This is a genomic window from Arthrobacter sp. J156, assembly GCF_056172865.1.
The window spans coordinates 2187792-2214551 of sequence record NZ_CM149650.1; the positions used below are offsets into that span (position 1 = coordinate 2187792).

Genomic DNA, 26760 nt, shown 5'->3' on the forward strand with positions numbered 1-26760 from the left:
GTTGGGTGATATATTCCACCAAGTGCCTTGGCAATTTGTACACGTTCTTGTGACTCGGCTTGGCTCAAAAATCTAGCCTCCGCTTCGGGCCACAGTGCTTCCGCATCCGCCAGCACCTTAACGCGTTCCAGCTGTGCGGGATTTGTGCCACCTTCAGTTCGCCGCCCCTGCGAATGTCAGCGTTGATACCTTCTTTAGCGGCACGGGATACCACCTCATCGACGGCGTCATTCATCAGGAGCTGAAACCGCCCGGCGAGTCGGCGACCATGAGTTGCAGCGTACTGCTCTCGGCCGCCTGTGATGCTGTTGGTCAGCCAACCGCCGTTGCGACCTGAAGCGCCGAGGCCGGCAAACCGGCTTTCTATGACAACTATGTCTAGATTAGGCTGGGCTTTCTTTAAGTAGTATGTGGTCAAAGTCCTGCGTAACCGGCAACGTCTGCGCTGGTATCGCCAGGCAGTGATGGTCTCCTCCGGGGCAGACCGCCTTCGGCGTACCAAAACGAAACATTGCCATTAGCAGCCGATGGTGGTTCGCCTTCAACTCTTTTATCCATGAGGCTTCCTGAGTTGATGCGACGCTGGCGTCTCCCCAAGTCCCTGTAGCACGCGGGTTCTCCTTGTCCACGCTCATCTATGCAGCGGTTCCGCGCAACTCCGGAACCAGGAGTTGGACTCTTCACATGGGGGCAGAGAACAGGTTCCTAGAGGCCCTCTAGGAACCTGTTCCCCAGTCCTTCTGACTACCTTCATGCGCAGTCACGCGCTCGGTCCTGTGTCATCAGTCTTATCAGGCTTTGGCGTCCAAACGTTCAAATGGAACATCGTAGACGTCCAGTCCCCTCTTCCTGTCACGATGATTCCGGATTTGCCTAACAACAATGCAGATCAACAAGATTTGGGTCACGTAGCCGCCAATCGGGTAAAGAATGTTGACAAAGCTCGCGAACGGAATCTGGGCCAGCAGCAAGGCAACAGTGGTGCCGATGACAGCCAGAATCTTAGCCTTCTTGCTCCTGTCCTGCCGTTCGATCCTGTTAATGGCTACCCACAGCAACGGAACCGCGGTGGTGTAAATGCCGGCCAACAGGATGAAAGTGAAAATGATCGCTGAACCTGCGAACATCTGCTGCGCCACTTCCAACATTGGAATTTGCTTATCGTATACATCCCCGATGTTGGCTAGCAATCCGTAGGCGACAACGCCGGTCACTGCCACGAACGTTGCAGCACCAACAAATCCGCTGACCTTCGCCTCGGTGTCGTTCTGGGCCTTGCGGCCTAAGCCCGCCAGGAATGGAACCAGCATTAGGAGGCCCAGGGCGGGGAAAATGAACCCTGAAATCGCCCAGTTTGGAGCTGCTTGCAGGACTTCGATGTTCGGGAGAGTCTCGGCTGATTCCGCGATGCCTTGTGGTTTCATGATAATGCCAGCGGTACCGACTATGAGCGCTAGTGCCACAATGATAGGACCGACTTTCGACACCACGGCAACCAGACCGTCGAGGCCCAACATCACCGTCAGAAGCGCCGCGATAGCCATCGCGAAAATGCCTACCTGATTATTCCACCCCAGTTGCTGATTCAGGACCGCGCCCGCACCCGACAGCATCACTGCATACATGGCGTAGAGGAATGCAGGGGTGGCGACTCCAAAAAAACCTCCAATATATTTTCCGCAGTAGTAGGTAAAAATGTCGTTGGCAGATTTCAGTCGCAAGTTGGAGGCATCACGAAGGACGACCGTGCAGAAATAGACGTAGAAAGCAAGAGTGATTACCAATGCCCCGGCGGCACCTGCTGCTCCATAGGACGAGAAGTACTGCATCGATTCTTGACCGGTTGCGAAACCCGAGCCAATCAAATAGGCGATCATTGCACCCATGAACATCGTAACTGTGCCTGCTCGGACCCTCTTCTTGGTCTTTTGTAAACTCGTCATTTTAACTCCCTTGTTATGTTTGTGGTCTCAGTGCCCTGCATGTTGTGTCCAATTACGTCGTCAACCTCGCCCCACGGACGAATCACGCCTTTTAGCGCCTGGACGGGAGGAGCATGCCGGAACATTGGTTTCTGTGAGCGCCTAGGGTTATGGCCAGCATGACTAGCACCGCGAGGAGGGCCAGGAAGCGCTCCCGTGACTACGGCTGGAACACTGGCCCCGATGCAGATAAGGTCCACTCCGGTGAAGCGCCGCGTCCATGCCACTGGACAGTGGGTCCCAGTGACCAGGAAGCCTACTATCGGCCTCTTCCCCTGCCAATCGGGTGAGGATATCTGTCCTGTCGTACGTGGATCCGCCTCGGTAGTGGTTAACGGCTTAGCGCGTATGTGTCCTGGTGGAGAGCGGATGGTTTGCCTTCGATCACGTCCGCCAGCATCTCTGCAGATCCGCACGCCATGGTCTGTCAATGGCCATTACGTTCTGCCCATGGGCGGCCAGTTGATGTGCCCGCTGGTGGCCAGTAAAACTGCCCGGTTATGGCCAACAGATCTGCCCACTGATTCGTTTCGGCGGGGTCGGCCATCGTTGGGTTGGTCAGTTCAAGCGGGTCACTCCTTTTCCGGCGAGGGCCTGGGTAAGACGGACGGAATCGCCGCTGGTCTGGCAGACGTGGGCGTGGTGCAGCAGTCGGTCAACGGTGGCGGTGGCGAGGGTTTTGGGCATGAGCTCATCGAACCCGGCGGGGTGGAGGTTGGAGCTGATCGCGACGGAGCGTTTTTCGTAGGCTGCGTCCACGACCCGGTAGAGGCCTTCGGCGGCGTCCGTGGCCACGGGCAACAGACCAATATCATCGATGACCACGAGCTCGGCGCGCAGGATCCGGGCAACGGCCCGGGTGACGCTGTCATCGGTTCGGTGGGCGCGGATGAGGACGCCGAGGTCCTCGAGCCTGAACCAAGCGACCCGCATTCCGGCTTCGACGGCCTGCTGGCCGAGGGCTTCGAGGAAGAACGTCTTCCCCGTCCCCGAGGGCCCGCAGACGACCAAGTTTTCCCTGCGGGTGATCCATTCCAGGGTCCGCAGTGCCTGCTGGGTCGGGCCCGGGATGGAGGACGCTGCAGGGTCCCACGCCTCGAAGGTCTTCCCGGTCGGGAACCCGGCTGCTTTGCGGCGGGAAGCGAGCATGGACCGGGCCCGGCCGGCGGCTTCCTCCGTGAAGAGGGCCTTGATGACCTCGGCCGGTTCCCACCGCTGGGCGCGGGCGGTCGCGATCAGGTCCGGGGCCAGCGCCCGGGCGTGGGGCATTTTCAGGGACCGCATCAGGGCCTCCAGGTCCGCCGGTAGCGGCGGAGCCACGGTATTGGTCGTGGTGACGGGGCTCATCGGGCCTCCTCCGGCGTGGTGATGGTTGCGGGGTTGCCGATCGCGGCCCACGCCCCTGTTCCTTGGGTGAGGGAGGTGGCTTCGTTGGCGGCGTGGGTGGTAGTGCGGCGGATGTTGGCGTTCAAGATCGAGGCGAGGTCCGGGTGCGCGAACCGGCCGTGCAGGGCGGCGTCGCCCAGGGCCCGGTCGACCTGATCAGTGCCGGCGATTTTGGCCAGCGTAACGGCTTCGGCCATTTTCACGTTCATCCTTGCGGTCCCGGCCGCGGCGGCCTCGACGAGCCAGGTTCTGGCGCCTTCGCCGATGGCCAGGAACGCGGCCTCGTCCGCGCTGCGGGCCCTCACCTCGTAGTCGCCGGGGAGCTTCGCCCGGGTTCCGGGGAAGTGTTCGTCGTTGATGGCGGGGCTGCCGGGCCGTGCCCGTTCGTGGCGGGCGACTTCGACGGGCCCGGTCGTGCCGTGGTGGACGATGATGACCTGCTCGCCGGGCCCGGTGCCGTGGGTGCGGACGAACACCCGGGCTCCGAGCAGGTGGGCCGGGACGGAGTACTGGGCGTTTTCGAAGGTGACCATTGGGGTGTTCTCCGGAACGCCGCGGGCCAGGCCGAACGCGACCGTGTGGGCGGTGTCCGGGATCCGGTGCAGCCGCGGGGCTTCCTCGGCGAGCATGGCCGCGGGTTTCCGCCGCGTCGTCCGGTGCTCACGGTGATTGACCTCGTCCATGAACGCCGTGCAGGCGGCCTCGAGCTCGGCGAAGGTGCGGTAGTCATCGCGGAGGTTGGTGTCTTTGGGCACGAGGTCGGCCTTGGCGAGTTTCACGGACGCTTCGACTCCGCCTTTGGTGGCCGGGTCCGCCGGTTGGCAGGTCAGCACGGTCACCCCGTAGTGCCGGGCGAAGTCCAGGGTCTGCTGGTTGCGCACCGGGACCCCGGCGACGTGGGCGGTGGTGACGGTCTTCTCGTTGTCCGTGAGGACATAGGTCGGCGCCCCTCCGAGGATCCGGAAGCACCGGTCCAGGGCCGCGAACACGCTCGGCGCGGTCCTGTCCCTGAGCGGGATCACGATGCGGAAGCGTGAGAACGCCAGCCAGGCCACGAAAAGGATGGTCTTCACCCCGCCGATCCGGGGCCCGTCGCCGAAGTCGTACTGCAACCACATCCCCGGTTCTGTGATCCACGGCCGGTGGACGCGGGTGTGGCCCAGCCGCCACGCGGCTTTGACCTGCGCGATCGCCCGGCGGGTAGACCGTTCCGAACCGGTGTAGCCCAGAGCGAGGAGCTTTTCGTGGGCCTTGTCGGCCCGGATCCGGCCCTTGGAGGCTTCGATCCATTCCTCGATCTTGGGCAGGAACGCGTCGGTGACCCGGCCGCGGGCCGCGGGTTCCCCGATCGGCCGGCCCGCGTCACGGGCGGTGACGTGTTTAGCAACGGTGTGGTGCGAGCAGCCCGTGAGCTCCGCGGTGGCGCGCAACGATCCGGTCAGATCGTAGGCAGCAAGAATTTCCATGATTTCTCCGTCAGACTTCATACAGGGCCTCTTCCTGGTTCGCTTTTGGTGCGCTTAGACACCGTCATCAAACCGCAGGGAGAGGCCCCCACCGCTTAAAGACGCGGCAGGAACAAGTAAGGAAGTGGGCAGATCTCATGGCCACCGGCGGGCAGTTCTGCTGGCCGCCAGCGGGCACTTTCGTGGCCGCCTATGGGCAGTTTTTCATGGCCGCTAACAATGGTCCAGCCGAGGTGACCGTGGCCTGTATTGAAGTAAAGGTTCCGCTGCTTCCCCGCCCCGATGATGGGCGGGCCGTCTGGGGTCATGGGTCGAAGCCCAATTTTGTATGTGGCGCGGTCGTAGTCCAATGCGCCGGGGAACAGTTCCTGTCCTGCCTTGACGATATTACTGAAGTCCTTGCGCGAGTGGGCAAGGGAGTAGCCGGAGAATTCCGCCGTGGCTGACATCCTCAATTGGTCCCCAAATCGTGACCAGGCCACGAGGGATTTTTCGTCAATGCCTCCTAGCCTGGGCGCCACAGCCCCTGCATTTACTGGCGCTGTTATGCTGTATCCCTTCGCGGGATAAACGGAAAGGCGCGTTCCAGCTGTTCGGGCCAGTCGAGCGCTGGCCGGACCACCGGCCAAAATATAGCCGTCGGCTAGGAAGTCTGACTCTTTGCTGCTAAGAGCGGTCACCCGGTCACCGTCTTTGCGGATAGCCTTTATAGCCGTGTTGAACGTGAACCTAACGCCCATTTCCTCGCAGCGTTTGCGGATTTCCGAGGCATACAATGTAGGGTCTCCGCTACCGTCAGTGACGGCGTGAACGGCTCCCACAAAGGAGGCCCGGCTGGTGGCCAGTGCCGGTTCCAGGTGCAGCAATTCATCTCTCGACACGACGTTCTGTTCTTGGCCATGATCGCGCATGATGCGCCCGCGCTCGACTGCCCGCCGCAAACCCATTTCGTCACGGTAGAGGTATAGGACGCCGCCGACCGTTGGTTTAAAATCCATCTCCTCCTCTTTGACGATCTCGTTGAAGACCTGCTGGCTGCGCTGAGCGAGCCGCAATTTCGCCAAGGTGTTGGTACTGGCTCGGGAAGAGGTGCATTCCCGCAGGAACTTCAATCCCCAGGATATGAACTCTGGATCGAAACGCGGTTTGACCCTGATTGAGGTATTAGCTGAGAACAAGGACTTGAGGAGTTCCATGGGCGCAGCGGGTGAAGCCCAAGCGAAAGAGTGGCCGGGTGCAATGAGCCCCGCGGTTGCGGCACTGGTCATTCGAGTCTCTCCAGCCTCGCGGTCTATGACCTGAACCTCGTGCCCGCGGCGGGCCAGTTCGTAGGCTGTGGTCACTCCGATGATGCCAGCCCCGACGACGAGGAGCTTCATTTTCCACCCCTAGCGTCCCCAGACGCTCTCTCCTGAAGGTGGGCGATCGCCTGCACCTCCACCAGGAGGCGCGGGTCCAGCAATTCTGTAACTACTGTGGCCCGAGAAGGCCGATGACCACCGAAACCGGCCGACCAGGCGGCGTTGAAAGCGCCCCCCAAGCTTGCTTCCTTCAAATAGACAGTGCAGGAAACGACGTCGTCAAGGGTCGCCCCATAGGCGTCGAGGACGCGGGCGAGCCGTGACAAGGAGTGCAGGGTTTGGGCTGTGACATCCCCTTCGCCGTGGACGGTGCCATCATCCGTAAAGGACACCTGCCCTGAAACGTAGACGATGTCACCTGCACGTGTCGCTGAGGGATAGGGCATGTCAGTTGTGGTGATGCCGTCTACATCAACCGTAGGGGCGGAGCTGGAAATTGAAGTCATGGATCTCTTCCTGATGCGAAAAAGGGCAAAGGGGAACTGAACATCCTTCGGAGGTCGATTACCCTGCTGAACGCCGTATGCAGTTCCGGCTTGGCGCCGCTTACCACCAACCGTAAGGTTGGGTGTGATTTAAGTCATTGGATTATTCGCTCCACTTTTGACTAATTTCTAGCTGTCGAATGTACGAAACAACCAGCGGAGAGTGATGGCGGTGGAAAGTGGCACCAGGAACGTGACCGGAAACCTGACTCAGGCTCTAGCGCAACAGATTGCGAGTGAAACCACCGCCATTGTCGGCTTCAACATTGTCATTACAGACGCCAACGGCATCGTGCTCGGCAGTGGCGACATGAGCCGCGTTGGCACCCTCCACGAGGCTTCCCTGGATGTTGTTCGCACCCGGTTACCAGCCACACACTCAGCGGCGGAAGCCAGTGCTCTGCACGGTGTGAAGCCTGGAGTCACCCTGCCCATCCTGCTCAACGGGCACTTGATTGGCACTGTTGGAATTACCGGCTCACCAGCGAAAGTTACCCGTTTCGGCCTTTTGGTGGAACGCCAGACGGAAATTCTGCTCCATCAGGCATCGCTCCTGCGCACGGGCCTCCAACATCAACGCGATCTTGAAGACCTCGTCCACGAAATTCTTGCCTTCGATCCTGAAATAACTGAAGCCGTAGCCCTCCTGAATCAAGCTCGAGAGCAAGCGGTTGATCTAACGGTGAGCAGAGTGGGGATCGCCGTCCAAATTAACGGCCGGAGCTCCATCCCAACCATAACCACTGAGTTGCTGCCCCGTGCCCTGGTGCTGCTCCGCGAGAGCTTCCCGCACAAGCACACCATTGCCGTTTCGATCGCGGCCAACCGGTATGTCGTTTTTGCGCACCCAGACGGAGATGGAATCCCGGGCATTGCGCAGCAGGCCCGGCACTGCCTTGAGCAGTTTCACGCCCATCTAGCTACCGATGTCGAGATCGGAATCGGAACTGAGGGCGTAGATCCGGCCGGGCTACGAAGCTCCTACGAAGACGCCGTCGATTCCCTCCGGCTGGGTCGGCGCCTGATGCATGGATTTGAGCGTGTTACCACCATCGATCAAGTCCGCATTGAGCAGCTGCTCTCCAGTGTAAGCCTGCGCGTGAGGCGCCGTTACGCGACTGCCGTCGCCGCAGGGCTCCTAACTCGGGGCGACTGGCCAACAATGCGGTCCACCGTGGTGGCCTGGTGTGAAAGCGGATTTTCCCTGGTAGGAGCAGCACGGCGCCTGCACGTCCACCGGAACACTCTGATTCACCGCCTGGAAAAAATTGAGGAGCTCCAAGGTTGGAGCGAACGGTCGGGTCAGGCGTACCTAGCCCTGTATCTCGCTTGCAAGGCCAGTGAATTCGAAGTCGACAAGTCACAGGCTGAGTAAAGCTTCAGCGTAGGAAGACCGCGAGCGCGACTACCTCATCAAGCGCATAGACAGCACCTACCGGTGGAATTGGCCGGGCGCCGGGTACTCGGCGATCACCATAAACGGGAATCGCGATACTCGGCGCCCAACGCCCTGGCGGTGCTCAGCGACGAACGACCGCTCACGCTAATCAATCAGAGGCTATCCGCGCCCACGTGCGAGACGACAACCCGGCCGAGTACGTTCCCCGTCCCGAAGGGGATGGGGCTGTACTCGTTCACGTGACCAATAAAAGGGGGTTGTGTGATTAGTAATGCTGCCCAAAGACGGGTCCTCAAAGGCTCCGGTCTGTGAACCAGCGCATGGGCCGCTAAGGCGCCCGCTGTGTGTCCACCTGCGACAATGGCACCGCAAAAGAGACCGTGGCAGCGATCATCGTGCTGGCGGCCATGAGAACCACCTTCTGCCGATTGCACTGGGCCGCAGAGCCCGATACATCACCGTCCAGCAGATTATCGAGGCGGAAGCCGACGACGCGGCAACTAGTCGGAACAGTCGCTGCCGGCCGGGGATACTGCACCATGGTGGAAGCCCGGAACACATTGCCGGCCAGATTTAATCTGTAGTTTCGCTGCGGTGCTGCAGAGATTTTCACGAGCACGAAGAGCATCGCCACTGCTTTTCCCGGCATTTTAACCAAGGGGCATGAGCTGCAGCGGGCAGCGTGAGGCAGAGGCCTGGCTCCTTGAGCAATCATCGCTTTGGCCGATTCTTCCGCAGTGGTCTCACGACTGCACCAAGATCAGCTGGCCGAGAAAAATTCGAAGTACGGGTGTCTACGATGGCGGGACCGAGGTGCGGCACGAGCCCGACGTTCTCCAGCAATCCTGGTGCGTTATCGTCGAGCTGGGCATTAGTGAGGGCGGCCTTCACGCTGAGTTCGCCGGCACCAAATCGACCGTGACGAACGCCCCTGGCTCACAACCCCTGAAAGCACTGAACTGGCCAAAATCAAGCAGACGAATCCGCGAGCCGGAACGGAAGGAGATCCTCAAACGCGTGCCCAAGTTGCTGGAAAAGGACCGCCTCTCGCGTGTTCCCAGAACTGTGCCTATCGATTTCTCCGTCACGCCTGCGGCGCCGTCGATGTGGCGTTTCAAATATGCCGTGCTCAGTCCCAGTCGGGACGCGACGGACGTTTTGCTTTCGCCTGCCTCGAGCATCTGTCGCACCTTAGCGTCGCGTCCGGGATGCCGCTTCGGCGTCTTGCTCAGCTTTCGCTAGGATCGCGTCAGCCCGCTCCCCTGCCCGTTTGCTAGCACCGGCAACGGCCCTCACGACAGGTGGTAATTCGAAGCTTCCGATACGCCTGGCTTGATTTGACGTGATGAACCGCATCATTTTCATCAGCTGCTCGGCAGGGTTGGCTCCTCCACACCTAGCTGGCCGGGAATCAAGTGCCGGTGAGGAGAGGACAGGCCAGGACGAGAGCCGCGCAGATTGCCCATAACCGCCAAGAATCGAGTGCTTCTATTAGTCGGATTGCGGAACTTGTGCGGAAAGAGCCCGTCGAAGTACTGACTTTCTCCAGCTTTTAGAAGTCGGGCGCGTGATCCATAGTGCAACTGCATCTGTCCCTGCAGGACGAATACGCATTCATCACCCTCGTGGAAGGACATTTCACTCCGGGTTGCGCCGGGCTCCAGGGTGACTTCCAAGACTGTAAATTGTCCATCAGGTGGCTGAGGAACAAATCGGTACGTCACACCCTCCGAGGGGGACGTCAGTATTCTTTCCGCTTCATATTCGTGAATATTCTCGGGCTCGGGCGCGAGCAGCTCGGCTTCATCTTCTCTCAAGAAGTCTGTGAGGTTGACTGAGAAGTACTCGAGCACACGAGTCAACCGCCCGATGGTCAGATCTGACTTACCGTTTTCCACGAGCGAGATGAACCCGACTGAAAGTCCTGCGCCAGCAGCCAAATCTGAGATGGTCACACCCTTAGCGAGACGATACTTCCGCAGACGCGCGCCGATCTCTGCCGGAGTAAAGACATGCATGGCGCTCCTTTAGGGGGTAGAGGAACGAGCTCTACCCGAGGGCAGGTCGTTTGTTTCCAATCCTAACGAACGAAAAGTCGGCAACTTGTGCAAGTACGAGAACCCCATCTAAAACAGTGCTATGTAACAACTCCGTAACGAAAGCACCAATCGATTGACCTGACTCCATCGCTTCCGAAGGATTGAACGAGCATGAACATTCAATTTTTTGAAACTCGGCAGCGGTGCCGACAATCCATTTTAAGAGAGACCAGGAACAAGATGACACGAATAAAGTCCTTCGATACCGATGTAATTGTCATCGGGCTGGGAGCGTGGGGATCCTCGACTCTCTGGCGGTTGGCAGAACGTGGGGTGAGGTGTATTGGTTTCGAACGCTACGGCAACTCTCACGCCCTTGGTTCCTCTCATGGCTACACGCGGCTTTTCAGGGTTGCCTGCCAGGAACATTCCGGCCTTGTCGATATGGCGCGAAAGTCCCGGGACCTGTGGAAGGAGCTCGAGACAGTCTCTGGGAATCCGCTGCTCTTTGAAACGGGGGCTTTAAATGTTGGGGATCCGACCAGTGACATGGTCGCCGGAACGATTAGGGCTGGGGCGAGCTCCAACGTGGCGGTCGAGCAGCTCACTCGCGATGAGATTCAAGATCGCTTCCCCGCCTACGTGACCATGAGTCCTGCAGAGGTTGGGGTTTGGGATCCGGAAGCAGGCATCGTCGACCCTGACCTGGGCGTTAAGGCAGCCAATGATGCTGCGATCAAGGCTGGGGCCCAAGCCTTCTTCGACGCGCGAGTCACGAACATCGAACTGGTCGACAACGGGGTCGTGGTCACCGTAGCCGATCGCACCTGGACGGCCCGTCAGGTCATCGTCACCGCCGGGGCTTGGCTCGGCAAGTTGGTACCGGGACTGCCACTGGAGGCATTGCGCACACCTATGCAGTGGTTTGAGTCCAAGAAGGGGCCCGATGACCCAGAGTTTGCACTGGAGAAGTTTCCTGCCTTTATGCGCCGGGTGAAACCCGGCGTCGGCATCTGGGGGCATGGCAGCGCCCTCGGAGAACCCGTCAAAGTCGGACTCTGGCTGGATGAAGGCGCATTCGACCCTACCGATCCCGACGAGTGCGACCGCGGGATCAACCCCGTCCGGGACTGGAGCGTTCTCTCGGATGCCATCTCGACCCTGTTCCCCGGACTAAACCCAACCCCGGTCCAATCGCGGCCCTGCATGGTGACCATGTCCCCAGACGGTCAGTTCCTCATTGGTCGGCCTGATAACGACCCTCGCCTTATCGTCGGTGGCGGCTGCAGCGGTCACGGCTTCAAGCACGCCACCGGTATCGGTGAGCTGCTTGCTCAACTCGCTACTGGGGAATCCCTCTATCTCGATGCGGCCTTCGTCGACCCCAACCGATTTGACAACGTGTCTAACAGTATCGACAACCTCACTAAGGAGTAGGCGTAAGAGCTAGGTGTACTGACCGGACACGTTGGTCAATCGTGAGAAGGGCGGCTGGTTGCTGCAGGCTGTGTGGGGCCGGTGATGGTTGTAGTAGTGCAGCCAGCCGTCGAGTTCGCCGCGACGCTCCGTCTCGGAGGTGTAGCAGCGGGCGTAGGCCCAGCCGTCGGCCAGGGTGCGGTGGAAGCGCTCGATCTTGCCGTTGGTCTGCGGGCGATACGGCCTGGTCCGTTTGTGCCTGATTCCCAGCTCGGCGCAGGTGTCGCGCCACAGGTGTGAGCGATAGGCGCCACCGTTGTCCGACAGGACCCGCTCGACGGTCACCCCGCGGGCGTTGAACCACTTGACGGCCCTGGCCAGGACCGCTGTGGCGGTGTGGGCTGTTTCGTCGTCGTGGATCTCGGCGTAGGCGACGCGGGAGTGGTCGTCGATGACGGTGTGGACGTAGGCCTTGCCCATCAACGGGTCGTAGTGCTTGTTCTTGGGCTTGTCGGGTGTGGCTGCGCGGTTCTTCTCGCCTTGTCGTCGGCCGACGTAGCGCCAGCCTCCGCCGTCTGGGATGTTGCCGAGCTTCTTCACGTCGACGTGCAGCATCGCCCCGGGGTGGTCGTGCTCGTAGCGACGAACAGGCTCTCCAGTGGCACGGTCGACGTGCGACAGGCGGTTCAAGTGGACGTCGACCAAGATCCGGTGGACTGTCGACGGAGCAACGCCAATCCGGTATGCCAACTGAACCGGACCTTCCCGCAGACGCAGCCGGAGCTGGATACAGCGCTTCGCAGTCGTGGGGCTGGTCTTGTTCGGGGAGCGGTGAGGCCGTGAGCTGCGGTCCTGCATGGACTGACCGGCCCGGTAGCGGTCAGCCCAGCGCTTCACGGTGGGCCAGGAGACCTGGAACCGGGCAGCGACCTCGCTGATCGGCCATCCGTGGTCAACAACCAGCTGGGCAACCTTGAGGCGGTGACGCGGAGTGAGGGCGGCATTGGCGTGGGACATGGTGGTCTTCCTGGTGACGAGCGGGTGGAGACAGTGATGGGGCTGCACCCTGTGGTGCAGCCCCATCGATTCGGTATGTCAGTTGCCGTCCGTGTCCTCGCTGTTCGGCGCTGAAGAGGCAGCCGTCTCGGTGGGTGTTCCCTGCTCGCTCTGGGGCTGGTCGTCATCGTCGGGCACGATCTGGGCCCCGCAGCAACTGCTGTCCTGCTTGCGTGCGGTGAAGAGGTCCTTGAGTCCCATGGTTGCTTGTTCTCCTCGTGTGGTTGGGAATGTGGTGGTTGGGTCAGGCGATCAGTGGGATGAGGTAGCCGGCGGCGATGGCCGTGCCGATGACAGTGACCACGAAAGTGACGACCAGTCGGGGCTTGAACAAGGTGGTGAGCATCGAGATCTCGGGGATCGAGGCTCCGGCGCCGCCGATCATCAGCGCGAACACTGCACCTAGCCCCATGCCGGTCGAGCTGAGGGCCAAGCCGATGGGCAGCATCGTCTCGATACGCACGTAAAGCGGAACGCCAAGCACGGCGGCCAACGGCACGGCCCACGGTTTGTCGTCGCCAGCGACCGCGGCGAGTTGGTCCTGAGGCACGAAACCGTAGATAAATGCACCGACCGAGACACCCAGCACCATCGGGACGAGCAGCGGTCTCAGATCGGCCCAGGCCTCGCCGAGTGCGGGCCGGATCTCGTTGCGCAGGCCTGCCCAGGGGTGGGGGGTGCTGTCGTCGCCGACGACCTTGACTCGCTTGAGCTGGCTGGCCATGCCGAGTCGTTCCCATACTAGGGGGGCGAGCAGGGACCATGCGGCGGTGACCACCGTGTAGACCAACGCGATACGCCAGTCGAACAGCAGCACCACCCCGGCCACGATGATGGGATCCAGCAGCGGTGACGAGATCAGGAAGGTCATCGACGTCCGGAACGCCACCCCCGACTTCAACATCCCAGCCAGCACCGGCAGCGTCGAACAGGAACAGAACGGCGTGATCGCCCCCAGCAGTAGCCCCTTGAGCGGGCCGGGAAGGCGCCCATCGGCCATCCAGCTCTGGATCCGATCCGGCCCGAACCGCCGGTTCACCAGCGCAACGAGCACCGAGATCAGCGAGAACAGGACGAGCAACTCGACCAGGATCAACCCGAAGGTCTGTACCGCATGAATCACCGCGCAGCACCCTCAGTCGATGCCTGACCCTCCCCTGCTGGGGCAGTGCAGCACGCCTTCTGTCCCTCTGGAGTGAGAGTCGCCAAGTGAGCGAGCCACTGCACCGGCGCCGCCAACTGCTCACAACACAGCGCGTAGATGTTGGACCGGCCCTCGGCCCGCACACTGATCAGCTGCGCTTGCCGCAAGGCTGCCACATGGTGACTCACCAGCGCCTGGCTCAACCCGGTGGCCTCCTGCAACTTCTTGTTCGAGCACGCCCCCGCCGCAAGCGTCAGCACGATCATCAGTCTGTTCTCGTCTGACAAAGGCTTCAACAACGGAGCAAGCATCCGCGCGTGATCCCGCGCCGACAGGTCCGTGCGCGGCAGGGCAACATCCAGTGAAACTGTCATACCCACACTATAGACAAGCGTGGCCTTCTGTCACAAGTGGCGACTTGTCTATCGATCAACGTGTCCGGTCAGTACAGCTAGGTCGAGACTCGCTCATCTAAGACTGCCCCGGTTTTGTTATTTCCTTTTACTTCCAGCGGAGGATCGTTTACAACTTCCGGTTCAGTACTTAGATCTATTTGCATGTGCGACCCGAACGAGTCCATCATGACCAGGCCCTCGGTGCGATTATGCCAGCGCGGGGGACGAAGTTGCGCCGATGGTCAACGGCTTGGGTAGGACATCGGTAACTCTCGTGAAGGTCGGCGCCATGATCAAGTCATCACTAGCGGCACCCGCAGAGATCGCAGCGCGCATCTTTCAAAACGGCAAGGGCTTAGGTCTACTGAACCAGGGCGTTTGTTTACAGGGTTAGTGGGTAGAGACCCTTAAAGATGGTCCTCCCGCCAACCCTAAGAGGTTTTCACATGCCCCACCGTAGCGTTCGCCTCACCCTACCTGCAGGTCGAAACTACCGTTGCTGCCCGAGAATCAGGCTGAACGCCGAGGACTGGTAAATACGCCCACATCGCTGCTTAAGGAACTTTTCGTGAATGAAGGCGGAAAGCGGCACGTTGAACCGTACCCGGTTTGATGCCGCTTCCTTTTTTGGGAAGGATAGCGATTGTGCCCAAGCGATACCCCCAGGATCAGCGTGAGCGTGCCGTGCGGATGGTCCTGGACCACCTCAGTGAGTACGACTCCGTTTCTGCCGCTGTTCCGCCATCGGACCGAAGCTGAATATCGGCAGGGAGTCACTGCGCCGGTGGGTTCTTCAGGCCCAGATCGACGCTGACGATCGTCCCGGCGTTAAGTGCCGAGCAGACCCGGATCAGGGAGCTGGAGAGTGAGAACCGGGAGTTGCGGGAGGCAAACGAGATCCTGAAGAAAGCCTCGATTTTCTTCGCGAGGGAGCTCGACCCTCGCCGCCGCAGATAGCCGGGTTCATCACGAACTGCGTGCCGATGGCCACGGGGTCGAGCCGGATGTACCGTGGACAGGCTCATGCGGGATGAAGCCATGAACGGCCTCGTCCGGGGCCGCAAACCCAAAGCCGGTGCAGCAGCGAAGGATTCCCGGCGCGCCCCGGACCTGCTGAACAGGAACTTCACCGCCGCCCGGCCGAATGCCGTGTGGGTCACCGACTTCACCTATGTCAGAACGTGGGCCGGCTTTGCGTATGTGGCCTTCGCGATTGATGTGTTCTCCCGGGCGATCGTGGGCTGGCACAGTGCCACGATCAAGGACACGGACATGGTGCTCACCACCTTGAAAATGGCGCTCTGGCGCCGGGACCAGGCCGGAACGCCGGTCCTTGCAGGCATGGTCCATCACAGCGACGCCGGATCCCAATACACCTCGATCCGATTCGGAGAGGCACTGCTGCTCGAAGGCCTGGCAGCTTCCGTCGGCAGCGTCGGCGACGCGTACGACAACGCCCTCGCGGAATCCACGATCGGTCTGTACAAGAACGAATGCGTCCGCAAAGGCAGCCCCTTCATGACAGGTCCGCTCAAGCAGGTGGCGGATGTGGAGAAGGCGACCATGAACTGGGTCCACTGGTACAACACAGAACGGCTGCACAGCACCTTGGCCATGGTCCCGCCCGAGGAGTTCGAGGAGAATTACTATGCTCAAACAGACGCCTCATCAGGCGACGAGGCCACCAGCAAGAAGACGGCCTAAAACCCGGTACGGTTCACGCAGCGCTCACCACAGCTCATTCAGAACGACTAGCGCGGGGGCGACTCTGACCGTCGAACCCGGAGGGCCAGCGCCCGAGCACGACCTTGACTTTGGATGTCGGTCTGTGTTTCATCGATGCCGGATACGTCGCAACCGTTCCCGCATCCCCAAGTGCAGCGTCATGACCTCCTTCCCCCTCGAGGGATGCTGATTCAATCAAATCGAGATGTCGTATCCGTCACCTCGCTCGCCGCCCCGCCTTGGCCCTGCGATACCCATGGCGCCGGAATCATCAATAATCAGGAGGTGTTCGGGGCCGAACGCGCTCCTCACCGTTCAAAGTGGTGAGCTTCTCGCAGGTGACGGCGCGCATGCCGCTAATAGTCCCTCAGCTTTTCCTGGTCGTAAAACGCAGCGGCGGACCAACTCCGGCATCCCGATCCTGCAAATGTCCACTGGCAGGGGGACGGAGCGAAGGCCGGATAACCGTAACCGCGAGGGCCGGCCAAGCGTAGGCAGAGTAGCATCCAAAAGTAACCGTGCGGCCAAGAAAGCGACCGCCAGGTTAGGCGGTAGATCGGCGCCGGTAATGTCTGCACCGGAGGCCGGGGGGCGGGACAAGATCCGTCGATTTTCTGCTGTAGTTCAGGCTTGAACTATAAAATATGAACATACTTTTTATTGCAAATGGTCCACGCGGCGCCTACTATCAAGTGAAAGATCTCACATTGATTGGCATTCGCCGATCGGCCAACAGAAAGTGTCGACACCTCATGACTCGAGTGGTAACCGCCCAGTTCTCTGTTCAACGCTCTTCCTCCACCGCTTGCATTGCTGATGATTTGCCTCCCGCGGGCCATTTCATCAACGGTAAATTCGTCCCTAGTTCCTCGTCGGAGGTGATGAAAATTGAAGATCCTGCCATGGGCTCCGTCATCGCTGCAGTAGCGAATGGGACGGTTGAAGATGCTGATGCAGCCGTCGCCGCCGCCGTAGCTGCCAAGCGCGCATGGGCGGCCACTACGCCGAAGCATCGCTCTGATATTTTGCACCGGATCGCTGGGATAATAGAGGAAAACCGGCAGCTGTTGGAACGTCTCGAAGCGGCCAATACCGGCAAGCCTGACGTGGTGGCAGAAGATGATATCAGCAGTGCCATCGACACTTTTCGCTTCACCGCGGGTGCGGCACGGACGCTGATGTCCCTGGCTGCAGGAGACTACGCGGAGGGGCATACCTCGGTGATCCTGCGGGAACCGGTAGGAGTGGTCTCAGTTATCACGCCGTGGAACTACCCTTTGCTCATGGCGGCATGGAAGATCGCTCCCGTCTTGGCTGCCGGTAACACGGTCGTGCTCAAACCGTCGGAGCAGACGCCCTTGACTACGTTGAAGCTTGCTGAACTGATTGCGAAGGAGCTTCCCGCCGGAGTTTTGAACATCGTGACCGGATCCGGCAAAGTCGTCGGTCAAAGACTGGCAGAGCATCCGAATGTAGATTTGGTCGCTATCACGGGCAGTGTTGGCAGCGGGCAGCAGGTGGCTGGCAGCGCCGCCAGAACGGTAAAGCGTGTGCACCTGGAGCTAGGAGGCAAGGCTCCAGTCGTTGTATTTGACGACGCGGACTTGCAGGCGGCGGCTTCCGGTATCCGATCGGCAGGATTCTGGAACGCTGGTCAGGAATGCGGTGCGGCGTGCCGTGTCCTCGTGCACGAATCCGTTGCCGACGATTTTGTAAAACTACTGGTCCGCGAAGTGTCTTCCATCATCGTCGGCACCCCTGGGACCGGATCCGACACCGAAGTTGGGCCTATGATTTCCCGAGCCCACTTCGAACGAGTGCAGGAAGCTCTGTGGAACGCCAAGGCGGACGGCCTAGACATCGCTGTCGGCGGATCGGCAATTGAGGGATCCGGCTACTTCATAGAACCAACAGTCATCACCGGTATACCGGCTGGCGCTGCAATCACCCGAAACGAAATTTTTGGTCCTGTCGTGTCTGTTGAGACATTCCGCAGTGACGAGGAAGCGGTCACCCGGGCCAACGAAACCCCTTACGGCTTGGCTGCCTCGGTCTGGACAGCTAGCGCTGCCCGATCTCTGAATATTCCCCGGCAGCTGGACTTTGGCACGGTATGGGTCAACTCGCACCTCGTTGTGGCATGTGAGGTCCCGTGGGGTGGTTTCAAAGGATCGGGTTACGGCCGGGACCTGTCCCTCTACGCGATCGAAGACTTTTCTCGCACCAAGCATGTCATGACCAATCACGGCGTCTAACGTTCAATACCAGGAGCAAGAAATGAAAATTACCCCAGCCGCCCCCGTGAATCCTATAAGTAATTTCTTTACGCCACCGATTCCTTCAGATACCCAGAAACCGTGGATCAATTGGGGTGGGAACCAGACATCGACCCCTGCTTTCACTGTCCATCCCCGCAACGAACAGGAAGCTCTGGATACGGTCCGTTATGCCATCCGCGAAGGACTGCCCGTGAGGGCGGTTGGTGCCGGTCATTCCTTCACTCCACTGGTGCACACCGGCGGAGTACTGATGGACCTGTCTGAATTGACCGGGATCACCGACACCGACAGCTCTCGACTTCGTGCTAGGGCCAAGGGCGGCACCGTCATCAGCGCGTTCGGAGACGCCTTATGGAAAAAAGGCCTGGGGCTTGCCAACCAGGGCGATATCGACAAACAGTCCATTTCCGGTGCCATCGCCACGGGAACCCATGGCTCCGGCATCGATCTTGGCTGCTTTTCCTCATCCTTACGCTGGGTTCGGTTAATTAACGGTCAAGGAGAGATTGTGGAAATCGGAGAGGAGCAGCTACGCGAACTGAATGCAGCGCAGGTCGCATTGGGCACGCTCGGCATCTTCCTGGAGGTTGAGCTGCAGGTTACCGAACGCTACCACTTGCAGGAACAGATTACCTACCCCACTTGGGACGAAACTGTTTCCACCTGGGATCAGGATATAGCCAACAACCGCCATTATTCCTTCTTTTGGTGCCAAGCTGAGGAATCCGCGGGGCTCTACGATCTGCCCACCCCTGCCGGGGAAACTATGGTGAATCGCAGCTACACCAAGCGCTACAACTCAGTGGTCCTAGACGCGAGTGAGAGCACCATTGACCTCACCGAAGGTGCTCGCCGGGATCGCTCTTACCGGATCTACGCAGGTGGTTGCATGCTCCCATTCCACGAGCTGGAGTACTACGTGCCCGCCGAACACGGCCGCGCAGCCGTCGAAACCGTTCAGGACCTGATTCGCGCCGTGCACCCGGACCAGAAATACCCGATCGAAGTGCGATGGGTGAAGCAGGACGACGCTTACCTCTCCCCCTTCTACAAACGAGACACCACCGTTATCTCTGTCTCAGGAGCACCTGGCACGAACTATTGGCCGTACCTGCGTGATGTCGACTCGGTTCTGCAACCATTCGAAGCTCGAGCCCATTGGGGCAAGATCCACTTCATGACTAGGGAACGGCTGGAACGCCTTTATCCCGACTTCGGCACATTCCTAGACGTTCGCCGGGAATTTGATCCGAATGGAGTCTTCCTTAACGATCACACCCGAGCTCTGCTCGGCTAATCCCTTCTCCGAACTACGGCCGGCGCTGCCTTATGCAGACCGCCAGCCCCGCGTGAAAGCAGCGGTACCGTCATGGACGTAATAGGTAAGGTCATTATCTTCATCATGATGGGGTTTCTCCTCATCGGCGCAGTCAGCGCACTCTTTAACGACGAAAAGGGATTTGGCAAGGAATTCAAGGAAGGGATCTACGCGATCGGGCCCATCTTCTTGCCTGTCGCCGGCATCATGACCATCATCCCAATCCTCAGCCAGCTTGTAACAACGTATATCGCGCCTGTCTACGCCTGGATCCAAGCCGATCCCTCCCTAGCGGCAACCACGCTCATCGCCGGAGACGTGGGAGGCTACCAACTGGCCTACGAGACAGCCGGCAGTCACGGTGCTTGGATCATGGCCTTCGCCGTCAGCCTGACCGCCGGCTCGACCATCATTTTCTCGATTCCAGTGGGACTCGCCCTGGTGGACAAGCGCGACCACAAGTACATGGCACTGGGGGTTATGTCAGGGCTTCTGGCGATCCCGTTCGCCGTCTTCATCATCACCCTGATTTTGCAGACAGGATCTGTCCCACTACGGAGCGACATCTCCACTACTTCCCCCTCGTCCACTCCGTTTAATCTGCCTCTTAGCGATATCCTCCTCAACCTTGTCCCTCTGATCATTTTCGTCACAGTCCTGGCCGTCGGCCTTCGCTTCTTTTCCCGCGCAATGGTCCGCCTCTTCACAACCTTCGGAAAGGTCTTGGACATTGTTATCAAACTCGCCCTCGCCCTCTCGATCGTTCAGTACTTCACCGGCATCTTCGACGTCTTTGGAAAATGGCCGCTAGCACCCTTCATCGCCGATGCCGAAGACCAGTTCCGGGCTCTGGAAGTGGCAGGGTACGTCGGCGTCATGCTCGCTGGCGCCTTCCCCATGGTCTACGCAATTCGCATATGGTTCGCGGGTCCCCTCGAAAGCATAGGCCGACGCCTAGGCTTCAGTGAAGTAGGTGCAGCAGGAGTCCTCGCTGCGGCGGCAAACATTCTCGCCCTGTTCCGTGTCGTCAAATTCATGCCTCCCCGCGACAAAGTTTTGTCCATCGCGTTCGCGGTTTGCGCTGCCTTCTCATTCGGCGATCACTTGGCCTTCAGCGCCAACTTCCAGCCGAACATGGTGGCACCTCTCATCATCGGCAAACTTGCGGGTGGCGTTATCGCCATTCTCTTGGCACTCTGGCTAGCGCTACCGTATACCGCGGTTCTGGAAGCCAAAGACAGGGCTGACGGCACCATAGCCCGGGACGAGTACGCACCTCAACCAATTAACAACCACCAGGAGAATGTGGTGGATCAGCAAGAGGAATCCTCCGACAATTCCCGCCGCCCGATCCCGATTGCCACAGATACAGCCCACTAGCAAAAAATAGTTACGGCTTTCGGCGCAGGGCCGGGAGCCGTAACCTTTTCCCGTCACCTCTTCTCGATCGGCAGCATCAGAAGCCACGGCGCCTGGCCGTGAAGCCCCCTCCCAGCTACGGAAAGGACCGTCCAAGGCTCCACCAAGGCGGAACTAAGCAAACTCCCCGGCAAGTAATCGGAACTGCTGGAAGCGATAACCCGCAGAGCAGCATTGGTCAGCACCACCGGTCGCAAGCGCCCCGGCCTAATCAAAAAGGGTTCGAAAGCGGCCGCGGGGATATCAGCACTGGCAACGCCAGCAAAACCGGCTTCCGTCAACAGCGGAAGGGAAAGCGTCACCGTATAAGTGTTTGTTCCCCCGATGTCGACATAGGGACCCGTGATCGTAGTCCGACCGGAAGCTGCGGGAGCCGAAAACCAAGGCCGCGAAGAATAATCATAAAAGGCATCCCGATTAGGGTTCAGACTGTGAGCAACGAACTCGAGCTCGCCACGTCTGCCAAATCGCCACCATTCCAACCAGTATGGGCTGTCATGCAGGTAGTCGACGCCCACTGCTATTCCTATACCGGCAGTAGCAGAATCAGGCCCCCGCAGTTGCGTCTGCAGATGCTCCCTGATCTTGGCAAGATCGGCCCTCCCCGGCCGCCGTCCTGATTGCTCAGCGATAGCCAACAAAGTACGTGCCACAGTACCAAAGGTGGAAAGCTCAGCTAAGGCAGCATCAATAGGCCCCTGAACTCCCTTAGCGATGTCATGCAGCAATTCACTGTCATTAGACACGGTATCCACCCCTTTGCTCTGCCGTTGCTAGCCTCAAATGGTGTTCGATGAGGACCTTAGCCTCGCGCTCACAGTGCTCAACTGAAAGCATCTGCGCCCGCTGCTCGTCCCGGTTTTTGATTGCCTCTACGATCAGGGCATGCTCTTGGGCGCTCTGATCGGTTAGCAAAGTTCCAGGTGCCCACAGTAACGGGGAAGATTCACCCTGCAACTGCAGAATCGACAAAGTCAGGCGCGGCGATTGTGCAGCCACACCGATCTCAATATGAAAACGACTGTCAGCCCTACGGCAGACGTTCGACTGCGTAGCCACCGAGAACTCGTGGGCAAATCTCGTTAGTCGTTCCACGTCCTCAGGCAACGCACGGAGTGCAGCCAGACGAGCGGCCGAGCCAGCTGCTGCTGCGGCCGCGTCGCCTAGGTCCCGTAGTAAACCAATGCTATTAGTCCGCAAATGCTCTTCCACGCGCTCCCGGCTAAAAGCACTGGAATCGCGTACATAGCTGCCGCCTCCTCGACCGCGGCGCGTCTCGATAATACCCTTGTTCCGGAGCATCGACAGAGCCTGACGAAGCGTAACAGTCGAAACGCCCATCTCTGCTGCGAGCTCGATCTCCGGAGGAAGCTTGTCTCCGTCATTTATGAGGCCCACGGTCAGCGCCGTCTCAAGTTGATTGACAACGCTATCCGCTAGTGCGGAAGCATCGTCGGTACTAGGCCGTCCCAGCCCAAAGGGGAAGACGGTTTTATCCAAGCCATTCACTCATCAAGCTAAACACTAAAAATAAACTTCAGGTTAATAGCCACTGAAGAGACTCTGAGAATCCTAAAAGATATTTGGAAGAGTGACTCATGAGGCTGGAGACGCGGCGGTTTGAGTCGTGGTGGAGCCAATTGGGCCGTTGTCCTTCCTTAGGTGGACCGGTGAGGCTGCTGTAGCCCAGGGGACGAACGAGGTGTCACTGGAGAACGGGCTCACGACGTCAGATCAAAACCGAGCCGACGTGATGCGTATCAGCAAGAGGCCGATACTGTTGGCCGATCGCAGCAAAATCGGCACGGTGTCGCTGAGGCGGTACGGATCCGTCAACGTTCTCATCACGAGTGCCAGGCAAAACCCGGCGATGTGGGAGGCTGGTGTAGTCGTTGAGCTCGCAGGAAAGACAGATGTCCGCGGAGGGGGATGAGAGTTCATGCGTAGCCCCATCACGAAACAGTGTGAGTATTCGAAGGCTTGGAGGCCATCCGATATTGCCGTTCGGGGCCAGTGATATTGCCGGTGGGGGCCAGCAGTGGCGTCGGTGGGGGCCACTGGTCCCCACCGACGGTCCTGCTACTGATTCTGCATGGCGTGTTCGCGCATGTTGTGCGTGCCGGTATCGACCCAGATGGTGTTGTGCACGATTCGGTCCATGATCGCGTCGGCGTGCACCCCGGAGCCAAGCCGTTGATGCCAGTCCTTCTTGGCGTACTGGGTGCAGAACACTGTCGAGGAACTGTCGTACCGGCGCTCAAGCAGCTCCAGGAGCATGCTTCGCATCCCTTCGTCCGGGTGGTCAAGCAGCCACTCGTCGATCACCAGCAGGGTGAACGCGGCGTACTTCTTTAGGAACTTCGTAGCTCCCAGCGGCTTGTCCCTGGCCAGGGCCCAGGCTTCCTCGAGATCGGGCATCCGGATGTAGTGGGCCCGGATCCGGTGTTGGCAGGCCTGCTTCGCCAGCGCGCACCCGAGGTAGGACTTCCCCGAGCCGGTGAAGCCCTGGAACACCACGTTCTGCTGCCGCTCGATGAACGAACACGTGCCGAGCTGCGCGATGACGTTGCGGTCCAGGCCGCGTTCGTCCACCCTGTCGAGCCGGCGCAGGTCGGCTGCCGGGTAGCGCAGTCCGGCCCGCCGGACCAGGCCCTCGACCTTGGCGTGGTTGAAGGTGGAGTGGGCCTCGTCGACGACCAGACGCAGCCGGTCCTCGAAACTCATCCCGAGGATCAGGTTCTCGTCCTGCGCCTCCAGCGCCGCCAGCAAAGGGGCGGCTCCCATCTCGCGGAGCTTGCGCTTGGTCTCGGTATCGATCCCGCTCACTTGGCGCCTCCCGCGTAGTAGTCGGCGCCGCGAACGTACCCGCCGAGCTCCGCTGGCTCATCCCGTGGGGGCCTCAGCCTCGGGGCCTGGTCCTGGCCGGTGGCCAGGAGCGGTTGCAGATGCGCATAGCGCGGGGATCTGATCCTGCCACCCAGGGCGATCCGGCAGGCGGCCTCCACCCGCTCCGCGGAATACCGCCGTGCCAGACGCAGCACGGCCAGGGCGGCGTCCAGGCCCTGCTCTTCCACGGGAACGGATTCGAAGATCCGGTTCACCACCACCACGGCGGATGGGCCGATCCGTCCCGCCCATTCCCGGGCCCTCGGCGCGTCCCAGGGCTGATACCGCCCGCCGGCGGGCAGGTCGGCGTCATTGGTGCGGTACTCGTTGGCCGAGCCTGCCGGCAGCAGCAAGTGGCTGCTCAGCCGCTCGACGCCCCGGTAGACCTCGAGCATCCGGTCGGTGATGCGCAGGTCGATCGTGGTGCCGATATGGGCGAAGGGCACCGAGTAGTGGTTCTTCTCCCAGGCGACGTGTCCGTTGCGGGCCACCCTGCGCCCATAGACCCACCGGCTGATCTCGTAGGCCACCTGCGGCAGCGGCGTCAGCAGGGGCCGCTCCTCGGCGGTGAACACGCTGGTCCTGGACCCGGGCCGCTTCTGGAACGGCTCCGCGTTATAGGTCGCCACCCGCTCGGTAACCGCGGCCTTCAGCTGCGGCAACGAGTCGAACCGCTGCTCCCGCAGGTCAGCGATGACGGGGGTGTCAAGTTTTCCGTGTAAGGGACCGGTCGGTGATCCGCTCTGCCGGGTGGTCAGATCGGGAGTCGGTTGGGGAATTGGACGGCGAAGGCGTTCAGGGCCTGGTGCCATCCCTGGGTGCCGGTTCCGAGCTCGCCTCCGCGGGTGGTCTCGATGTTCCGGATCCCCAGGTAGACCAGCTTGAGCGCCGCGTCGTCGGAGGGGAACGAGCCCCTGGTCTTGGTGATCTTCCGGAGCTGGTAGTTGATCGATTCGATCTGGTTCGTGGTGTAGATGACCTTGCGTATCTCGGGTGTGAACGCCAGGAACGGGGTGAAGTCCTCCCACGCGTTCCTCCACGCCAGCACCGCCCCGGGGGCCTTGGCCTGCCAGGCCTCGGCGAAGGCCTCCATGGCCAGCTCCGCGGCCTGCACGGTCGGAGCCGTGTAGATCGGACGCATGTCCTTGGCCATCGCCTTGCGGTCCCCGTAGGAGGCGTAGCGCATCGCCGAGCGCAGCAGGTGCACCACGCACGTCTGGACCACGGTCTGCGGGTAGATGCTGTTCACCGCCGCCGGCAGGCCGCTCAGCCCGTCGCAACACAGGACCAGGATGTCCGTGGCGCCGCGATTGCGGATCTCGGTGAGCACGTTGGCCCAGAACTTCGCCCCCTCCGAAGCGCCCAGCCACAGGCCCAGGACCTGCTTGCGGCCCTCGACGTCCACGCCCACGGCGATGTGGCAGGCCCTGTTCGCCACGACCCCGCCGTCACGGATCTTCAGCCAGATCGCGTCGATGTAGACGATCGGATACACCGCTTCCAGCGGCCGGTTCTGCCATTGGGCGACCTCGTCGGCGATGACGTCGGTGACCCGGGAGATCGTCGCGGCGGAGACCTTGGCCCCGTAGATCTCCTCGAGGTGGGCCCCGATGTCGCGGGTGCTCATCCCACGGGCGTAGAGCGAGAGGATCATGTCCTCGACCTTGCCCAGCCGGCGGGACCGCTTGGGCACAATGACCGGCGCGAAGGAGCCGTTCCGATCCCGTGGCACGGTGATCTGCACCGGCCCCTGCAGGGTCTGCACGTTCTTGGTGGTCTTGCCGTTGCGCGAGTTTCCCGTCCCGGCCCCGGCGGGGTCCCCGGACTCGTAGCCGAGGTGGTCGCTCATCTCGGTCTCCAGGCTCCGTTCCAGGACCGCGCGGGTCATTCGCGCCAGCAGCTCCTCGACGCCGTGGCGCCCCTGCCCGAGATCCTCCGCGGCGGTGACGAGGGCGTCGATCTGATCGGCGCTGAGAACGCCTTCAAGAGGGTTCGGAATGGTGTTGGTATCTGCCATGAGGCCCGTCCTTTCAAAGGGGTGAAACCACAGGTCACACCCCAGTTAGAGACCGGACCCTTACACACTCTATGAAACACCCTCGCGATGACGCGCATGGCCACGTGCCAGACCGTGTTTTCCACGCTGGCCTTGTCCTTAGGAGACCTCACCCTCCCCGGCAGCACGGCAGCCGAGTAGTGCGCGGCCATCTCCCGGTAGGCATCATTCAGGACGACCTCGCCCTCACGGGGATGACTGATCACCCCGGTCTTCAGGTTGTCCGGCACGATCCTGGGCACCGAGCCGCCGAACGCCTCGAACATCGACACGTGCGCCCGCAACCAGGTGTCCTGCTTCATATCCAAGGTCGGCTCGACGAAGGCGTAGCGGCTGAACGGCAGGCACCCCACGAACAAGAACACCGTCCGGGTCGCGCCAGTGACCGGACCGTGCAGCTGCATCGTCGGCCCGGACCAGTCCACCTCGACCGTCTGCCCGGCCTTATGCCCGACCCTCGAGGCGGCCCCGGTGACCAGCACGTGGCGCTGGTAGGTCCGGCAGAACCGGTCGTATCCCATCGCCGGCTCGCTGCCGGCCGCGCAGCCATCAGCGTATTCGCCGTGCAGCAGCTTCAACGTCACCCCGACCCGCGCCAGCTCCCGATGAACCCGCTCCCAGTCCGGCTGGGCGAACACGCTCTGATGCTCACCACGACCCGGGAACAACAACTCGTAAACCTCGCCGTGGGCAAGGTCCTTAATCTCGTCCCAGCCGATACCGGCAGCGTCGGCGGCCTCCAGCACCGCCGTGACCGATTTCCGGGACATGCCCTGCGACGCCGCGATCACCCGGCCGGACAAGCCCTCGGCCCGCAACTGCAACACCAGCTTGGCCCTGATCTTCCGTACCATTGATGGTTCTCCTTCCGCCGTGCGCCCTATACGTACGGCGGAAGGAGCCTAAGCGCGCGGTGGCCCCCAAGCACGCCACTGCCGGTCCCCACGC

Annotated in this window: 23 protein-coding genes and 2 pseudogenes; 7 read left to right on the forward strand and 18 right to left on the reverse strand. The window is 60.7% G+C overall.

All coding sequences use genetic code 11. From position 1 onward, the window contains the following. Positions 1-64: 64 nt before the first annotated feature. The 6 genes from AC0QR5_RS09980 to AC0QR5_RS10005 form a co-directional block, all read right to left on the reverse strand. Complete coding sequence (locus tag AC0QR5_RS09980; protein ID WP_329864279.1) at positions 65-502, reverse strand: FAD-dependent oxidoreductase; 438 nt, start codon at positions 500-502, stop codon at positions 65-67. A 289-nt stretch (positions 503-791) separates the two neighbouring features. Next, positions 792-1886, reverse strand: a complete 1095-nt coding sequence (locus AC0QR5_RS09985; protein WP_430970782.1) for a YkvI family membrane protein — start codon at positions 1884-1886, stop codon at positions 792-794. A gap of 654 nt (positions 1887-2540) precedes the next feature. Then, on the reverse strand, positions 2541-3329 hold the full coding sequence (gene istB, locus AC0QR5_RS09990; RefSeq protein ID WP_237428195.1) for an IS21-like element helper ATPase IstB: 789 nt from the start codon (positions 3327-3329) through the stop codon (positions 2541-2543). Beyond that, positions 3326-4855 (reverse strand): IS21 family transposase, encoded by a 1530-nt coding sequence (gene istA / locus AC0QR5_RS09995; protein WP_237428196.1) that lies wholly within the window; start codon positions 4853-4855, stop codon positions 3326-3328. Before istA (AC0QR5_RS09995) ends, istB begins: the two co-directional genes overlap by 4 nt. A gap of 74 nt (positions 4856-4929) precedes the next feature. Further along, on the reverse strand, positions 4930-6213 hold the full coding sequence (locus AC0QR5_RS10000) for an FAD-dependent oxidoreductase (protein WP_329863945.1): 1284 nt from the start codon (positions 6211-6213) through the stop codon (positions 4930-4932). Beyond that, positions 6210-6641 (reverse strand): RidA family protein, encoded by a 432-nt coding sequence (locus tag AC0QR5_RS10005; protein WP_329863943.1) that lies wholly within the window; start codon positions 6639-6641, stop codon positions 6210-6212. The genes AC0QR5_RS10000 and AC0QR5_RS10005 overlap by 4 nt, the downstream gene beginning before the upstream one ends. Before the next feature lie 232 nt (positions 6642-6873). On the opposite strand from AC0QR5_RS10005, the gene AC0QR5_RS10010 reads away from it, so the two are divergent. Further along, positions 6874-8055, forward strand: coding sequence for a CdaR family transcriptional regulator (locus AC0QR5_RS10010; RefSeq protein ID WP_329863941.1), 1182 nt, complete (start codon positions 6874-6876; stop codon positions 8053-8055). Between the two features lie 352 nt (positions 8056-8407). Here AC0QR5_RS10010 and AC0QR5_RS10015 read toward each other — a convergent pair whose 3' ends face one another. Further along, entirely contained in the window at positions 8408-8707 is a 300-nt protein-coding gene (locus AC0QR5_RS10015; protein WP_329863939.1) for a hypothetical protein, read from the reverse strand. A gap of 35 nt (positions 8708-8742) precedes the next feature. Between AC0QR5_RS10015 and AC0QR5_RS10020 the strand changes: the two genes are divergently transcribed. Then, positions 8743-9321: a hypothetical protein gene (locus tag AC0QR5_RS10020; protein WP_329863937.1), complete on the forward strand. Its 579-nt coding sequence runs from the start codon at positions 8743-8745 to the stop codon at positions 9319-9321. Between the two features lie 122 nt (positions 9322-9443). Here AC0QR5_RS10020 and AC0QR5_RS10025 read toward each other — a convergent pair whose 3' ends face one another. Continuing rightward, a complete protein-coding gene (locus AC0QR5_RS10025) occupies positions 9444-10097 on the reverse strand; it encodes a cupin domain-containing protein (protein ID WP_329863935.1) in 654 nt (217 codons plus the stop codon). Positions 10098-10289: 192 nt separating this feature from the next. Between AC0QR5_RS10025 and solA the strand changes: the two genes are divergently transcribed. Then, positions 10290-11555 carry an N-methyl-L-tryptophan oxidase gene (gene solA / locus AC0QR5_RS10030; RefSeq protein WP_329863933.1) on the forward strand — a complete coding sequence of 422 codons (1266 nt, stop codon included), beginning with the start codon at positions 10290-10292 and terminating at the stop codon, positions 11553-11555. A 9-nt stretch (positions 11556-11564) separates the two neighbouring features. Here solA and AC0QR5_RS10035 read toward each other — a convergent pair whose 3' ends face one another. The 4 genes from AC0QR5_RS10035 to AC0QR5_RS10050 form a co-directional block, all read right to left on the reverse strand. Continuing rightward, positions 11565-12551, reverse strand: a complete 987-nt coding sequence (locus AC0QR5_RS10035) for an IS481 family transposase (RefSeq protein WP_065062263.1) — start codon at positions 12549-12551, stop codon at positions 11565-11567. Between the two features lie 78 nt (positions 12552-12629). Next, positions 12630-12791: a hypothetical protein gene (locus tag AC0QR5_RS10040; protein WP_154676754.1), complete on the reverse strand. Its 162-nt coding sequence runs from the start codon at positions 12789-12791 to the stop codon at positions 12630-12632. Positions 12792-12834: 43 nt separating this feature from the next. After that, the gene (locus AC0QR5_RS10045) at positions 12835-13686 is read right to left on the reverse strand and encodes a permease (RefSeq protein ID WP_217905942.1); all 852 of its coding nucleotides are present in this window, start codon (positions 13684-13686) and stop codon (positions 12835-12837) included. Between the two features lie 23 nt (positions 13687-13709). Next, positions 13710-14108, reverse strand: a complete 399-nt coding sequence (locus AC0QR5_RS10050; protein WP_048896403.1) for an ArsR/SmtB family transcription factor — start codon at positions 14106-14108, stop codon at positions 13710-13712. A gap of 666 nt (positions 14109-14774) precedes the next feature. Here AC0QR5_RS10050 and AC0QR5_RS10055 point away from each other — a divergent pair. From AC0QR5_RS10055 to AC0QR5_RS10070, 4 genes and pseudogenes are all read left to right on the forward strand, one after another. Further along, positions 14775-15833, forward strand: a pseudogene (locus AC0QR5_RS10055) (IS3 family transposase). 773 nt (positions 15834-16606) lie between these two features. Next, the gene (locus AC0QR5_RS10060; protein ID WP_430633871.1) at positions 16607-18109 is read left to right on the forward strand and encodes an aminobutyraldehyde dehydrogenase; all 1503 of its coding nucleotides are present in this window, start codon (positions 16607-16609) and stop codon (positions 18107-18109) included. 22 nt (positions 18110-18131) lie between these two features. Further along, entirely contained in the window at positions 18132-19430 is a 1299-nt protein-coding gene (locus AC0QR5_RS10065) for a D-arabinono-1,4-lactone oxidase (protein ID WP_329863920.1), read from the forward strand. A gap of 105 nt (positions 19431-19535) precedes the next feature. Continuing rightward, positions 19536-20831, forward strand: a complete 1296-nt coding sequence (locus AC0QR5_RS10070) for an ethanolamine utilization protein EutH (protein ID WP_475372464.1) — start codon at positions 19536-19538, stop codon at positions 20829-20831. Between the two features lie 53 nt (positions 20832-20884). Here AC0QR5_RS10070 and AC0QR5_RS10075 read toward each other — a convergent pair whose 3' ends face one another. The 6 genes and pseudogenes from AC0QR5_RS10075 to istA (AC0QR5_RS10100) all read right to left on the reverse strand — a co-directional run. Next, positions 20885-21616: a cache domain-containing protein gene (locus AC0QR5_RS10075; protein ID WP_329863916.1), complete on the reverse strand. Its 732-nt coding sequence runs from the start codon at positions 21614-21616 to the stop codon at positions 20885-20887. Next, on the reverse strand, positions 21609-22370 hold the full coding sequence (locus AC0QR5_RS10080) for a FadR/GntR family transcriptional regulator (protein WP_329863914.1): 762 nt from the start codon (positions 22368-22370) through the stop codon (positions 21609-21611). Before AC0QR5_RS10080 ends, AC0QR5_RS10075 begins: the two co-directional genes overlap by 8 nt. A gap of 579 nt (positions 22371-22949) precedes the next feature. After that, positions 22950-23696, reverse strand: a complete 747-nt coding sequence (locus AC0QR5_RS10085) for an ATP-binding protein (protein WP_329863576.1) — start codon at positions 23694-23696, stop codon at positions 22950-22952. Continuing rightward, on the reverse strand, positions 23693-24331 hold the full coding sequence (locus AC0QR5_RS10090) for a Mu transposase domain-containing protein (RefSeq protein ID WP_475372465.1): 639 nt from the start codon (positions 24329-24331) through the stop codon (positions 23693-23695). The genes AC0QR5_RS10085 and AC0QR5_RS10090 overlap by 4 nt, the downstream gene beginning before the upstream one ends. Before the next feature lie 179 nt (positions 24332-24510). Further along, positions 24511-25773: an IS256 family transposase gene (locus AC0QR5_RS10095; protein ID WP_329864319.1), complete on the reverse strand. Its 1263-nt coding sequence runs from the start codon at positions 25771-25773 to the stop codon at positions 24511-24513. Positions 25774-25844: 71 nt separating this feature from the next. Continuing rightward, a pseudogene (gene istA / locus AC0QR5_RS10100) lies at positions 25845-26666 on the reverse strand (IS21 family transposase); the annotation flags it as partial. Positions 26667-26760: the final 94 nt, after the last annotated feature.

Excerpts from the sequence above, each read along its gene's own strand:
- AC0QR5_RS09985 (WP_430970782.1), bottom strand. The coding sequence starts at position 1,886 with ATGGGTGCAATGATCGCCTATTTGATTGGCTCGGGTTTCGCAACCGGT.
- solA (WP_329863933.1), top strand. The coding sequence starts at position 10,290 with ATGAACATTCAATTTTTTGAAACTCGGCAGCGGTGCCGACAATCCATT.
- AC0QR5_RS10015 (WP_329863939.1), bottom strand. The coding sequence starts at position 8,707 with ATGCTCTTCGTGCTCGTGAAAATCTCTGCAGCACCGCAGCGAAACTAC.
- AC0QR5_RS10060 (WP_430633871.1), top strand. The coding sequence starts at position 16,607 with ATGACTCGAGTGGTAACCGCCCAGTTCTCTGTTCAACGCTCTTCCTCC.
- AC0QR5_RS10070 (WP_475372464.1), top strand. The coding sequence starts at position 19,536 with ATGATGGGGTTTCTCCTCATCGGCGCAGTCAGCGCACTCTTTAACGAC.
- istA (WP_237428196.1), bottom strand. The coding sequence starts at position 4,855 with ATGAAGTCTGACGGAGAAATCATGGAAATTCTTGCTGCCTACGATCTG.
- AC0QR5_RS10025 (WP_329863935.1), bottom strand. The coding sequence starts at position 10,097 with ATGCATGTCTTTACTCCGGCAGAGATCGGCGCGCGTCTGCGGAAGTAT.
- AC0QR5_RS10005 (WP_329863943.1), bottom strand. The coding sequence starts at position 6,641 with ATGACTTCAATTTCCAGCTCCGCCCCTACGGTTGATGTAGACGGCATC.
- AC0QR5_RS10050 (WP_048896403.1), bottom strand. The coding sequence starts at position 14,108 with ATGACAGTTTCACTGGATGTTGCCCTGCCGCGCACGGACCTGTCGGCG.
- AC0QR5_RS10020 (WP_329863937.1), top strand. The coding sequence starts at position 8,743 with ATGAGCTGCAGCGGGCAGCGTGAGGCAGAGGCCTGGCTCCTTGAGCAA.
- AC0QR5_RS10095 (WP_329864319.1), bottom strand. The coding sequence starts at position 25,773 with ATGGCAGATACCAACACCATTCCGAACCCTCTTGAAGGCGTTCTCAGC.
- AC0QR5_RS10000 (WP_329863945.1), bottom strand. The coding sequence starts at position 6,213 with ATGAAGCTCCTCGTCGTCGGGGCTGGCATCATCGGAGTGACCACAGCC.
- istB (WP_237428195.1), bottom strand. The coding sequence starts at position 3,329 with ATGAGCCCCGTCACCACGACCAATACCGTGGCTCCGCCGCTACCGGCG.
- AC0QR5_RS10035 (WP_065062263.1), bottom strand. The coding sequence starts at position 12,551 with ATGTCCCACGCCAATGCCGCCCTCACTCCGCGTCACCGCCTCAAGGTT.
- AC0QR5_RS10065 (WP_329863920.1), top strand. The coding sequence starts at position 18,132 with ATGAAAATTACCCCAGCCGCCCCCGTGAATCCTATAAGTAATTTCTTT.
- AC0QR5_RS10040 (WP_154676754.1), bottom strand. The coding sequence starts at position 12,791 with ATGGGACTCAAGGACCTCTTCACCGCACGCAAGCAGGACAGCAGTTGC.